The 12,794-nt window shown below is 41.3% G+C and carries 10 protein-coding genes; 7 read left to right on the forward strand and 3 right to left on the reverse strand.

Going from position 1 to position 12,794, the window contains the following annotated elements; translation table 11 throughout:
* Window positions 1-54 precede the first annotated feature (54 nt).
* Window positions 55-894: a glutathione-dependent disulfide-bond oxidoreductase gene (gene yghU, locus G6Q48_RS01250; protein ID WP_166264142.1), complete on the reverse strand. Its 840-nt coding sequence runs from the start codon at window positions 892-894 to the stop codon at window positions 55-57.
* Between the two features lie 495 nt (window positions 895-1,389).
* Here yghU and G6Q48_RS01255 point away from each other — a divergent pair, with 495 nt between their 5' ends.
* The 7 genes from G6Q48_RS01255 (at window position 1,390) to G6Q48_RS01285 (ending at window position 10,330) form a co-directional block, all read left to right on the forward strand.
* The gene (locus G6Q48_RS01255; RefSeq protein WP_166264144.1) at window positions 1,390-2,907 is read left to right on the forward strand and encodes a class I adenylate-forming enzyme family protein; all 1,518 of its coding nucleotides are present in this window, start codon (window positions 1,390-1,392) and stop codon (window positions 2,905-2,907) included.
* Window positions 2,908-2,974: 67 nt separating this feature from the next.
* Window positions 2,975-4,543, forward strand: a complete 1,569-nt coding sequence (locus tag G6Q48_RS01260; protein ID WP_166264146.1) for an acyl CoA:acetate/3-ketoacid CoA transferase — start codon at window positions 2,975-2,977, stop codon at window positions 4,541-4,543.
* Window positions 4,544-4,569: 26 nt separating this feature from the next.
* A complete protein-coding gene (gene fabG, locus G6Q48_RS01265) occupies window positions 4,570-5,307 on the forward strand; it encodes a 3-oxoacyl-ACP reductase FabG (protein WP_102138111.1) in 738 nt (245 codons plus the stop codon).
* Window positions 5,308-5,316: 9 nt separating this feature from the next.
* Window positions 5,317-6,501, forward strand: coding sequence for a thiolase family protein (locus tag G6Q48_RS01270; RefSeq protein ID WP_166264148.1), 1,185 nt, complete (start codon window positions 5,317-5,319; stop codon window positions 6,499-6,501).
* Window positions 6,502-6,623: 122 nt separating this feature from the next.
* Window positions 6,624-7,964: an MFS transporter gene (locus G6Q48_RS01275; RefSeq protein WP_166264150.1), complete on the forward strand. Its 1,341-nt coding sequence runs from the start codon at window positions 6,624-6,626 to the stop codon at window positions 7,962-7,964.
* 33 nt (window positions 7,965-7,997) lie between these two features.
* A complete protein-coding gene (locus G6Q48_RS01280; RefSeq protein ID WP_166264152.1) occupies window positions 7,998-9,149 on the forward strand; it encodes a glycerate kinase in 1,152 nt (383 codons plus the stop codon).
* Window positions 9,150-9,175: 26 nt separating this feature from the next.
* Window positions 9,176-10,330: a CdaR family transcriptional regulator gene (locus tag G6Q48_RS01285; protein WP_166264154.1), complete on the forward strand. Its 1,155-nt coding sequence runs from the start codon at window positions 9,176-9,178 to the stop codon at window positions 10,328-10,330.
* Window positions 10,331-10,339: 9 nt separating this feature from the next.
* Here the strand turns inward: G6Q48_RS01285 and narL are convergent, their stop codons facing one another.
* Together narL and narX are read right to left on the reverse strand one after the other, a co-directional pair.
* The gene (gene narL / locus G6Q48_RS01290; RefSeq protein WP_166264156.1) at window positions 10,340-10,999 is read right to left on the reverse strand and encodes a two-component system response regulator NarL; all 660 of its coding nucleotides are present in this window, start codon (window positions 10,997-10,999) and stop codon (window positions 10,340-10,342) included.
* A 21-nt stretch (window positions 11,000-11,020) separates the two neighbouring features.
* Window positions 11,021-12,763 (reverse strand): nitrate/nitrite two-component system sensor histidine kinase NarX, encoded by a 1,743-nt coding sequence (gene narX / locus G6Q48_RS01295; protein ID WP_166264158.1) that lies wholly within the window; start codon window positions 12,761-12,763, stop codon window positions 11,021-11,023.
* Window positions 12,764-12,794 lie beyond the last annotated feature (31 nt).

A 12,794-nucleotide genomic window follows, 5' to 3' on the forward strand; every position in this document is an offset into this window, starting at 1 on the left:
GAGCTCATAATAACTACCTTGTGCGATTTAAGTACTTTGGTTGGTAAAAATGACTTAACTTATATCACTCGCATCGTGGCGTTCGCGTACTTGCTGTGCAGGATCACCTTGTAGGCGATTAACCCGTCGACCGCGCTGTACTGCTGGGCGTGCATAGACTTCATCAGCCCAACGAATGACATTTTTATATTCATGGACAGATAAAAACTCAGCGGCATCATAAAGCCAACCTTTCACTAATGCACCGTACCACGGCCAGATGGCGATATCAGCGATACTGTAGTTTTCCCCTGCAACATATCTATGTTCTGCTAAACGTTTGTCTAACACATCTAATTGACGCTTGGTTTCCATTGCAAAGCGGTTAATAGGGTATTCAAATTTTTCAGGAGCATAGGCATAAAAATGGCCAAAACCGCCACCTGCAAAAGGTGCTGAGCCCATTTGCCAAAATAGCCAAGATAAGGTTTCAGCACGTTCTGGTTGAGTTGTGGGTAAAAAAGCAGAAAATTTTTCAGCTAAATAGGTCAGAATCGAACCTGATTCGAATACTCGGATAGGCTCCTTACCACTTCTGTCGACTAAGGCGGGGATTTTTGAGTTAGGGTTAATTTCAACGAAACCCGAACTAAATTGGTCTCCTTCACCGATATTAATTAGCCAAGCATCGTACTCAGCCTCCTTAATGCCAAGGGCTAATAGCTCTTCTAACATAATAGTGACTTTTTGCCCGTTCGGTGTTCCTAATGAATATAGCTGTAGTGGGTGCTTACCTACAGGTAAAGATTTTTCGTGAGTTGCACCGGAAATTGGACGATTAATATTGGCGAATTTTCCGCCATTACCTTGCTCCCATTGCCAGACATTAGGGGGAATATAAGGGGTGTTTGCCATGAGTTAACTCCTTAACCGTTTTCAAAGATGGCGATTGCTTTCACATCATTTCTTTCATTATGACTGTGTTCCACTGTAGCAATCTCTAGTGAATTCACCACTATTATTATCTTATTGGGTTTGGTGAGAAGGCTAAATAGCACAGAGTGCAAGAGCAGATAGGGGATAAACGGGCTTGTTAAGTATTAACCCTGAACTCTTTTTCGTTTGTGAGTCGTTGTTTATACGCACAATGGAGGTTGAGTTCTTTATCGGAATTTCTGTGCCTTTTGGGTGGTTCGCCAATAACAAAAGGTAAATATTTTCATTTGTTATAAAAATCAGGGTGTGAAATGAGACCTAAATAAAAAAAACGTTAACAAATGGGTTGTGCAGATCACTAATTCAAATAAAAAAAGGGTGTGAATAATTTGTGAAGATTGGCACTAATTTATCGGAGTGTATTTTATACATTGATAGCATATCAGTCATATTCAGCGGTATCGGAGTGTGTCCATGCTTGTGCCAAATTCAAACATCTACCAAAGCTTATTACAGAGAGCAAAAGTGCAGCCAGACGCTGTTGCCATTGTATTTGAAGAGCAAAGTTGGAGTTATCGCCAATTACTTGTGAAAGTAAATCAAACAATGTTGTGGCTAACAACCACCGTGCAGTTGAAAAAAGGCGATCGAATTGTACTCGGCTGGGGTAATACGATTGAATTTTGCCAATTATTTTATGCCGCGGTAGGGCTGGGTATTCAGGTAATGCCCTTAAGTACCAAAATGAAAGAATTTGAAGGTAAAGAGCATTTATCCTGTATTAATGCCGATGCCATTTTTTGGGATGATACATACCAACCATGGCTGGCACAGCTCAGTGAAAAAGGAGTTAGCCTTTCTCAGTGGCGTAATTTAATCCTTACCGATGAAATTAATTTTATTAACCAAGTTGATGAAGAAGACCCAGCGGTGGTGATATTCACTTCGGGCACAACGGGAACACCGAAAGGTGCTGTGATCACGCACAAGAATATATTATCTGCTGTATATGCCTATCAGGAAACGTTAAAGTTATCTGAACACGATAAAACAATTTTGGCTGTACCGATTTATCATATTACGGGGCTCTCCGCTATTTTAGCATTATTTATTCATATTGGTGGTACGATCTATCTTCAGAAAAAATTTAATGCAAAAGGTATTATCTCAACAATTGCAAGAGAGAAAATAACATTTCTACATGGTTCTCCAACTGTATTTATATTGTTAATTCAAAAAATAAAAGAAAATAAAAGTATTAATCTAGAAAGATTTAATTCATTAAAAATGATTGCTTGTGGTGCAGGGCATTTAAATGAAGGTACGATTAAAGAGCTTTCTTATATATTCGCCAAAACATCTATTCATTCTATTTATGGTTTGACTGAGACATCATCCCCTGCCACCATATTTCGTGAAGATATTCGTTATAGTGATAAGAAAGCGAGCTCAGGTACACCAGTTCCTGGATTACAGGTGGCCATACGTGACGATAACGGTAAGGATAAACCCGCTAACACGACAGGTAACATTTGGGTGAAGGGGGATGTTGTTATCCAACGTTATTGGCCTGACAGCCCTGCGAACACGACATCATTTAATGATGGTTGGTTTTTCACAGGGGATATTGGTTATAGGGATGATGATGGTTTTCTTTATATTCAAGATCGAATTAAAGACATGATTAACCGTGGTGGTGAAAAAATATATTCTATTGAAGTCGAAGATTTGATTTCTAATTATCCGGGTGTTAATGAAGTCGCTGTCATTCCAATTGAAAGTACCATTTATGGTGAAGAGCCTATTGCATTTATTATTCCTGAAAACCAAGTATGTTTAACCAGTAAAGAAATTATTGAATGGTTAAAAGACAGGGTGCCAACTTATAAAGTTCCAGTAAGAATTATGTTTACACGTAATTTCCCTAGAACGTGGAATGGGAAAATAAGTAAGAAAGATTTGAAATTACGATATTACTCTTTAAATAACTAAATTCTAAATTAGTTTTTAATTAATCAAAAAGGGGCTATGAAATATTAGCCTTCAGGTAGGTTTTATCATGAATAATAAATTTATTTCGAAACAAGATGCCGCTAAATTAATTAATAATGGCGATACGATTTGTACTGTGGGAATGACATTAACCAGTGCTGCTGAATCTATTTTATCGGCAATTGAACAACGTTTTTTATCCGAGGGTACACCAAATCAATTAACACTGGTTCATGCAGCTGGACAGTGTAACCGTATTCGAGGGAATCAACACTTTGCCCATGAAGGGATGGTGAAACGGATCATTGGTTCCCATTGGGGGTTAGCACCTCGATGGATGCAAATGATTAATGATAACCAAGTCGAAGCGTATTGCCTCCCTCAAGGGCAAATGGTGCACTTATATGGCGCAATGGCTGCAGGCTTACCGGGGCGCTTATCCAAAGTAGGGTTAGGGACATTTATCGATCCTGATCTTGAAGGCGGTAGGATGAACGCGAAAACGTTGGCACTTCCTCCTTTGGTTGAAAAAGTGAATTTCAAAGGGGAAGAATGGTTATGGTACCCAGAAATTCCCTTAGATGTGGTGGTGATCAGAGGAACTCACGCTGATAGTAAAGGTAACCTTACCACCGATGAAGAAGCCATGGCCCTAGAGGTCTTGCATGCGGTACTGGCGGCTAAACGCTTTGGTGCGAAAGTGATTGCACAAGTGAAGTATTGCGTTGAAGAAGGGACTCTGCATCCCAAGCGTGTCACTGTTCCCGCAAGCTTTATTGACCACATTGTCGTGTGCGATAACCCTGAAGAAGACCATCGCCAATCCTCAAGCTGGTTTTTTGACCCAACTCTATGCGGTGATATTCGCACCCCTGTCCAACAAACTACGCCATTACCTTTGGATATTCGCAAATTGATTGGGCGAATTGCATGCCGTTATCTATATGAAAACTGTGTGATTAACTTAGGAACGGGTATTCCAAACGATGTTATCGGCTCAATTATTCAGGAAGAAAATGCAACTAAGCGCGTCGATATTACCGTGGAGTCAGGGATTTGGGGGGGCGTCCAAGCTGGCGGTATTGATTTTGGTATAGGCCGTAACCTGTCAGCGATGATTAGTCACCAAGACCAAATGTTGTACTACAACGGTGCAGGCGTTGATATCACGTATATGGGCGCAGGGGAAATGGATGCCCGTGGCCATGTCAATGCGACGTTGCTAGGCAATATTTGCCCTGGGGCAGGTGGGTTTATTGATATTACCCAAAATGCGCGGCACGTGGTGTTTTGCTCGACGTTTACCGCAAAAGGGTTAGATATTCGTTGTGAAAATGGGCAGTTAAATATTGTGCGGGAAGGGGATATTAGAAAGTTAGTTAACCAAGTACGGCAAATTTCATGGAATGCGGATGTCGCACGAAATATCAACCAAACCATGCATTTTGTCACGGAACGTGCAGTGTTCACATTAGGGGGGGAAACCCCAGTACTGGTTGAAATTGCCCCCGGTATTGACCTAGAGCGTGACATCCTTGCCCATATGGACTTCGTACCCGAAATTTCCCCTGATTTGAAGGTGATGTCTTCTTCATTATTTGAGGAAGCCCCTTTTGGTCTGGTTTCGTATTTATAGTTTCAATATTAAAGAGGAATTTATCCATGTTAGTACAAGATAAAGTCGCCATTGTGACGGGTTCTGCAAGAGGTATTGGTTTTGCTATTGCTCAGGTGCTTGCGGAAGAAGGGGCAAAAGTCGTTATTTCTGACTTAGCCATGTCGTCAGGTGAAGAAAGTGCAAAACAGCTACAAGAACAAGGCCATCAAGCCATTTTTATTCCTTGTGATATTGCCAAGCGTGAAGAGGTCAATACCTTATTTTCTAAAACGTTAGCACATTTTGGGGCGATTGATGTACTGGTGAACAATGCGGGGATCAACCGAGATGGCATGCTGCATAAATTAACGGAAGATGATTGGGATAAAGTCATTGATATCAATCTGAAAGGGACATTTAACTGCATGCAAGAGGCTGCAAAATTAATGCGTGAGCAAGGACATGGGCGAATTGTCAATATTTCCTCGGCCAGTTGGCTTGGGAATGTTGGGCAAGCTAACTATGCCGCGTCTAAAGCAGGGGTTATTGGTCTGACAAAAACGGCTTGCCGTGAGTTAGCCCGTAAAGGTGTCACAGTAAATGCGATTTGCCCGGGGTTTATTGATACAGATATGACCCGTGGTGTACCTGAAAAAGTGTGGGACATCATGATCAGTAAGATCCCTGCGGGTTTTGCCGGGGATCCGCGCGATGTAGGCCAATGTGTTGCCTTTTTAGCCTCTGATAAAGCGCGTTATATCAATGGTGAAGTGATCAATGTTGGCGGCGGAATGGTGCTATAGGGGGAAATAATGAAACAAGCGAATGATATTGTCATTGTGAGTGGTGTGAGAACAGCAATTGGCACGATGGGGGGAAGTTTTGCAAATACGCATCAACATGACCTCGGAGCTGTGGTGATCCGTGAAGCTGTGAAAAGAGCAGGAATTGCCCCCGAAGATGTTGATGAAGTCATCGTGGGTAATGTTGGGCAAATCGCAGAAAGTGGTTTTATCGCACGTATTTGTCAGCTACGAGCAGGGCTCCCAAAAGAAACGACTGCATATTCGGTTAACCGCCAATGTGGCTCAGGGTTACAAGCTTTAGCTGATGGCATGATGCTGCTACAGACTGGCCAATCCGATGTTGTGGTGGCATGTGGTACAGAAAATATGACGATGCTGCCGTATTACTTACGCAAAGCGCGTTATGGCTACCGCATGGGGAATGATGTGCTCGAGGATGGGTTAACGTCTATCTTAACTTGGCCAGAAGGCCCTTATCACAACGGAATGACGGCAGAAAATGTTGCAGAACAGTTCAATATTACCCGTGAAGAAATGGATGATTTTGCATGGGATAGCCAGCAAAAAGCGTTAAAAGCGATTCAAGCGGGTTATTTTGCTGATCAAATATTACCCGTAGAAATACCTGAAGGCCGTAAAGGCACGCGTATTTTTGATACCGATGAACATCCGCGGGATACACCACGTGAAAAATTAGCAAAATTGCGCCCTGCATTTAAAGCTGATGGTGTGGTTACGCCAGCAAACTCTTCAGGTATCAATGATGGTGCTGCGGCATTAGTGATGATGCGTCGTGAAGAGGCGGAAAAACGTGGTCTGAAGCCAAGAATGAAAGTGGTCGATTGGGCTGTAGCAGGTTGTGAAGCGGCCATTATGGGCTTTGGACCCGCGCCAGCAACCCGTCGATTAATGGAAAAGCTCAAAATGGATGTAAAAGACATTGATTTAATTGAGTTAAATGAAGCGTTTGCTGCACAAGCTATTGCAGTCATGAATGATTTGTCTCTTGATAGCACTAAAGTGAATGTGAATGGTGGCGCAATTGCTCTGGGTCATCCTGTGGGTGCCAGTGGGGCTATTTTGCCTGTGAAGTTAATGTATGAAATGGAACGCCGCCAGGTTGCTACCGGGTTAGTGACTATGTGTATCGGTGGTGGTCAAGGGATATCAATGTTGTTCGAAAGAGAATAAGAAAAACTGCAAGCAGAAAGCCCGACGTGGGGCGTCGGGCTGTTGCTGAAGTAAAACAACAGGTATGGGGTACTTATTGCCGAGAGCCGTACCTGTTTCACTACAACATGAGGATCTTATCTATGTTTTCTACAAATGCAAAGTTAGATTATGCAGCTCAGGGTAAAAAAACTAACGCAAAGATATATCGTAACCTGATGCCGTTGTTGATTTTAGCGTACATTATTAGCTTTATTGACCGAACCAATATTGGCATGGCAAAAAATGCGATGTCGATTGATTTAGGATTATCTGCAACCGCATTTGGTATTGGTGCAGGGCTTTTTTTCCTAACCTACTCGATTCTTGAGATCCCAAGTAATTTAATAATGGAAAAAGTGGGCGCGCGTTTTTGGATCACGCGGATTATGATCACTTGGGGGTTATTATCTGCGGCAATGGCGTTTGTGACAGGGCCGACTTCTTTTTATATCTTGCGGTTATTACTAGGAGCGGCTGAAGCGGGTCTATATCCTGGGGTCATTTTGTATATGACATATTGGTTTAGCCAAGAGGAGCGGGCTAAAGCAACAGGATTATTTTTACTTGGAGTCTGTCTCGCGAATATTATTGGGGCACCGCTGAGCGGCCTATTATTGAGTATGGATGGCTTATGGGGCTTCCATGGTTGGCAATGGATGTTTGTTATTGAAGGCCTGCCAGCAGTTATCCTAGCATTTGTTGTGTGGTTCGTGTTGCCGAATAAACCAGAAGATGCGAAATGGTTAGATGAAGATGATCGGAATTATATTAAATATAAACACGATCAAGACAAAAATAGCATTAGTGTGAGTAACAGTAAATTCTCACTCAAGGCGGCATTTAAAAATAAAGCCTTCATGATGATTGTTGCTATCTATTTCACTCACCAGTTCTCGGTCTATGGCTTAAGTTACTTCTTGCCTACTATTATAGGTGAGTATGGCAAATTGACGCCTATTCAAATTGGCTTATTAACAGCAATCCCTTGGATTTCAGCTGCAATTGGTGGCATTTTTGTGGCGAGAAAGGCCAATACACCACGACGTTCATCACGCATTCTAGTTTCAGGTTATGCAGTAATGGCGGTTGGGTTAGTGATTGGTGCCTTAGGCGGTCCAGTAGTCGGTTTAATTGGCTTTTGCTTAACTGCATTTATGTTTTTTGTGGTTCAATCGATTATTTTCTCACTTCCACCGACGTATATGAGTGGCAGCATGCTAGCGGGAAGTTTGGCATTATTGAACTGCTTAGGATTATTTGGTGGCTTCCTTGGCCCGTTTATTCTAGGATTTTTTGAAGATTATACAGGAACAGCCACTTCTGGATTATGGTTTGGTGTCGGTTTGTTAGTTATTGGAACGATTATTGCTTCACGAGTGAATACTAACGGTATGAGCGAGCCTGAATCACTACAAGTATCGGCTCCAGCGGAAAGCAAATAATTCAACATCGCCATTTACAATAGGAAAGTCTGCATGAAAATTGTTATCGCACTTGATTCCTTTAAAGGAAGTTGTTCTGCAAGGTTGGCATGCCAAGCCGTTGCTGAGGGTTTCAAGCGTGTATCCTCTGAGTTAGATATGACGTTATTACCCATATCTGATGGCGGAGAAGGTTTGTTGGAGTCACTGGAACATAGCCCCGCGCTTTCTGGTGTAACACCTTACATTTTTAGCTGTACTGGGCCTTATGGTAGTAAGGTTGATGCAGGGTTATTAGTGCTGGAGGAAAAAACTGCCTTTATTGAAATGGCGCAATGCTGTGGGCTGGAATTGGTTCAACGTGAACACCGTCGAGTTGAGAATGCCTCAACTTATGGTTTGGGTGAAATGGTCAAACATGCATTAGATATGGGCTGCTCTCGTATTATTATTGGGATAGGAGGAAGTGCAACTAATGATGGTGGTGCAGGATTTGCTCAAGCATTAGGTGCTCAGTTCTATGATAAAAACTCGCAGCTTATTGAGGCGCCAATTTGTGGTAAAGATCTCATTAATATTGCAAAGATTGATTTTGATAAATTTGATTCACGAGCCGTAGAAGTTGAATTTAATGTCTCTTGCGATGTTGAAAACCCTTTATTAGGCAAAAATGGTGCGACTTATGTTTATGGTCCCCAAAAGGGGGCCGACCAAGCCACACTCGACCAGCTTGAAATCGGAATGGCTCACTATGCGAAATTGATGTCAACAATAACGGGGAAAGATGTCTCACTGGAGGCTGGCAGTGGTGCAGCGGGTGGGTTAGGTGCTGGGCTTCGTTGGTTTGTTTCGGCAAAACTCGAAAAGGGAATTGATCTCGTTTTGGGGCTCCTTGGCGCAAAATCTTATATTCAACAAGCGGATTTAGTCATTGTAGGAGAAGGGCGGCTGGACAGCCAAAGTGCGAATGGTAAGGCTCCTGTGGGAGTGGCTCGTATGGCCAGCCATTATGGTGTGCCTGTCATTGCACTTTGTGGGGGGTATAGTGATGATAGCCGTATCCTATACCAACATGGCATTACCGCAATGTGGTCGCTTTGTCCGGGGCCGGTTTCCCTTGAGCAAGCAATGAAAAATTGTGAGCGTTACTTGGCAGATACAGCTGAAAATTTGCTGCGTACCGTACTCGCAAATTCGAATACGTAAATAAAACCCTAAAGTGAGGCGGTAAGATGCTACTGACTGAAAAACTAGCCAATGATATTGTCACGCGTGCAATGGGAATTATCCATCACAACGTCAATGTGATTAATAGTCAGGGCGTGATTATCGCTTCAGGAGAAAAAAAGCGTATTGGTGAAACCCATGAAGCCGCAGTGGAAGTGATCCGCTGCGGCAAACGGATCACTATTTACAATGAAAATGAAGCGCGAGCTTATTCGAATGTGGCACCGGGGATAAACCATCCGATTGTTGTGGCAGATAAAGTGGAATTAGTTATTGGTGTGAGTGGTGATCCTGTTGTGATCCAGCGTTATGCCGAGCTCGCTATACTGACGGCTGAGCTGCTAATTCAACAAGAAATTGAGCGGCGTAGTATTAACTGGCAGCATCGTTTGCGTGACATGTTATTTGTCCAGTTTATAGAAAGCACAACGCCAGCACAGGGGCGCAGTGCATTACTAAAATTGCATAATTCCGGTTTTGCGTTCACTTTACCGACTATTCCTGTGATTATTAATATTGAAGCTATTCAGTACCGTCCTGAAATACTCGATACGATCATTACTGAATTATCCGCTATGGAGAAAAGTGATGTGTTATTACTCAATAGCCGCGAAATTTTGATGCTATTTCCATCAACACATTATCAAAATGAGTCATTTATTCCGAGCCTTCATTTCATTTTAGATAGCCAACTTAGCCAATATTACATTGGTGTTGGTGTTCAGGCAGATACACAGGAACATGTGAGAGATGCCGTTCATTTCGCACGTTCAGTGATTGAAGTTGGCCGGCTAACGGTTCCCGATAAACAAGTCTTTTTATTTAAAGAAATGGCATCTTTATGCCTCTTTAATGAATTGGAAAATAGCTATCTATTTAATTTCTTTTTAGATATTTGCCATAAAATATTGTTGCATGATTCGGGCGATATTTTGCTTGAAACCCTGGAGTTATTTTTATCGCAAAATGGCGAAATAGGTAGCACAGCGCAGCAATTAGGTATTCACAGAAATACATTAAGTTATCGGTTACAACAAATTAAAAAGCAAACTAGTTTGGACCCCACAAGGTTTACGGATCTTATTCAGCTATCTGTTGCTATGCATGGCTATCGTCGACGTTACCCAAAACAACAGCCATGGCTCGATGCATTAAGTTGAGGTGCTGTGTCATGACTTTTGTTGTAAAACCCAAATAGCGGCTTCAACACGCGATTTTAAATTAAGTTTCTTTAGTAAGTGTTTGACGTGGACTTTGACGGTGCTCTCTGTGATTTGTAATTTATTCGCAATCATCTTATTTGATAGCCCCTGTGAGATTAAATCTAAGATATGCGTTTCTCTTGGGGTTAATGCGGATAGATTATGCTCTGTAGCGGCTCGGCTATCTCTTAAAGATTCAGCTAAAATGGAGGTAAGTGTTGGGCTAACGACCATTTTACCACTTGCTGCTTCTTTTAATGCAATAATGAGTTTTTCGGGTTCCATGTCTTTGAGTAAATAGCCATCAGCACCTCGTTTTAATGCATGAATTAAGTCTTCACCGTAATTGGATACTGTAAATAAGATAATTCGGCCTGAAAGTTCGCGGCTACGTAAATTATCGAGTACTTCAAAGCCATTCATACCCGGCATATTGAGATCTAATAGGATTAAATCGGGGTCTTGCTCTTCCGCAATTTTAATACCCGTTATTCCATCGTCTGCTTCACCAATGACCTTCAATGTGGGTTCTAAACTAATTAATTGTTTAACACCGTTACGTAGCATCGGGTGGTCATCAATCAGTAAAATGGTAGATTGCCCAGTCAGTTTATTGTCATTTTTCATTAATGAGTTACTCCAATTTAATTAGGCCACAGTCAGTGGAAATACGACATTAACCGTAGTGCCACCCTGAACTCTTGGGGAAATTTGATATTTCCCATTTAGGCTTAGGGCTCTTTCTCTCATAATAATCAATCCATAATGGTTATTTTTTGTTGGCTGAGGTTGGATCCCTTCCCCATTGTCTTCTATTGTCATGGTGATTAACCCATTATTTTCGATTAATGAGACTCGCGACCAGTTCGCATTAGCATGTTTGAGAATATTGCTTAAAGCTTCTCGGATTATCTGAATAATATGAATAGATTGATGTGGAGAGAGGCTTTTGGCTGGAATTTGGTAATCTAATTCAATTTGAAAACCAAGACGTTGGCTGAATTCTTGGATTGTGCTTTCTAAAGCAGGGAATAAGCCTGGTTCAGTTAATTTTAGCCTGAAGGTTGTTAAAAGTTCACGTAATTGGCTATAGGCGGAATTTATTTCATTGCGCATTTCGTTTAATAGTTTTTGGTGCTTAGTTGGCAATGTTTTAGGTTGCATTTGCAGATAACTAATTTGCATTTTGAGACAAGATAATGATTGTGCGATGGAATCATGTAATTCTCTCGCAATCGCCGAGCGTTCATCCATAATCAGTAACTGCTGTTGTTGTTCTAATTGGTGCTCCATCGCTAGCATTCCAGCAATTTGTTTGACTAGCATGAGCACTAAATTATTTTGCTCTTCAGATAATGGCTGGTTTATATCTATTTCAGCCAAAATCATGCCATAACGCTGTAAGTTATCGGAAATCTCCCATGATATTACTTTAAGGTGCTCAGCTTTTTTGGGTGACTTGAGGCAGTGTTCCTTGTTTCCAGGGCAATGAATTTCTTGAAAGCAGGCATTATTATTTTCTTCATATAGCCTCAATCTGATGTTTTGTAATGGCATTAAGCTTTTCAGTTCAGATAATACTTTTTCTAACCTGACGGATAGTGGCCCAATGGCATGTAAGGTGCGATTAGATTGGTATAAATAGAGTAATACGTTATTTTTATTTTGTAGATCAGCCGTTTTTTCGATAACTCGGGATTCTAATTGATGGTAACTCTGTGCGAGCTCATCCGACATTTGATTTAATGTTTGACCCAGGGAATTTAGCTCATCTTGTTTCTTGCCGACAGGGAAGCGCTGACTAAAATCTTGATGGCTAATCGCATTCACCATATGAAGTAACTTAAGCCAAGGTGCATAAATTTTCTTTCTAAAATGGCAGATAGCAAAAATAAGTAGCAATGAAACGAGGCTAATAAATACCATTTGGGTGATGGCTACATAGGTTATTTTTCGTTCTGTTTTTTCATCAATATTACGAACTAATGCATCGAGTTTATTAACGAAGGTAACGACCGCAAGACGTGCATCATTAGGAGAAACTGCATGGTTAAGTGCTGGTTTTAATTCTGTAACCCAATATTGATAAAGCTCAGCAAATTGCGGATTTAAATCTTCTATTTCGACAACTTGTGTCAGTTCATTGCTTAATAAATTTTTTTCAAGCTCACTAACATATACGTCAGAGTATTGGTTGAGTGGCACTAATGAAAGTAAATGATAGCTTTGCATCCGCAATGAGCCTGACTTATTAATTGCATGTGCATTTCCTTGTACACTAATAATCATACTATTTGAAATTGTCATGCCAATAATACCGAGTACGGCAATCAATAACATTAGACCAATAACTTGGTTAATGATTGAAAATCGGCGATAAGCAATAGACATAAGTGATCCTTTCTACTCTTTACGTTTATTC

This window comes from Providencia sp. M-27, from assembly GCF_011077905.1.
GTDB lineage: Bacteria > Pseudomonadota > Gammaproteobacteria > Enterobacterales > Enterobacteriaceae > Providencia > Providencia huaxiensis.

Bases quoted from the DNA above. Each gene is read 5' to 3' on its own strand.
- yghU (WP_166264142.1), bottom strand. From the start codon at position 894: ATGGCAAACACCCCTTATATTCCCCCTAATGTCTGGCAATGGGAGCAA.
- G6Q48_RS01255 (WP_166264144.1), top strand. From the start codon at position 1,390: ATGCTTGTGCCAAATTCAAACATCTACCAAAGCTTATTACAGAGAGCA.
- G6Q48_RS01260 (WP_166264146.1), top strand. From the start codon at position 2,975: ATGAATAATAAATTTATTTCGAAACAAGATGCCGCTAAATTAATTAAT.
- fabG (WP_102138111.1), top strand. From the start codon at position 4,570: ATGTTAGTACAAGATAAAGTCGCCATTGTGACGGGTTCTGCAAGAGGT.
- G6Q48_RS01270 (WP_166264148.1), top strand. From the start codon at position 5,317: ATGAAACAAGCGAATGATATTGTCATTGTGAGTGGTGTGAGAACAGCA.
- G6Q48_RS01275 (WP_166264150.1), top strand. From the start codon at position 6,624: ATGTTTTCTACAAATGCAAAGTTAGATTATGCAGCTCAGGGTAAAAAA.
- G6Q48_RS01280 (WP_166264152.1), top strand. From the start codon at position 7,998: ATGAAAATTGTTATCGCACTTGATTCCTTTAAAGGAAGTTGTTCTGCA.
- G6Q48_RS01285 (WP_166264154.1), top strand. From the start codon at position 9,176: ATGCTACTGACTGAAAAACTAGCCAATGATATTGTCACGCGTGCAATG.
- narL (WP_166264156.1), bottom strand. From the start codon at position 10,999: ATGAAAAATGACAATAAACTGACTGGGCAATCTACCATTTTACTGATT.
- narX (WP_166264158.1), bottom strand. From the start codon at position 12,763: ATGTCTATTGCTTATCGCCGATTTTCAATCATTAACCAAGTTATTGGT.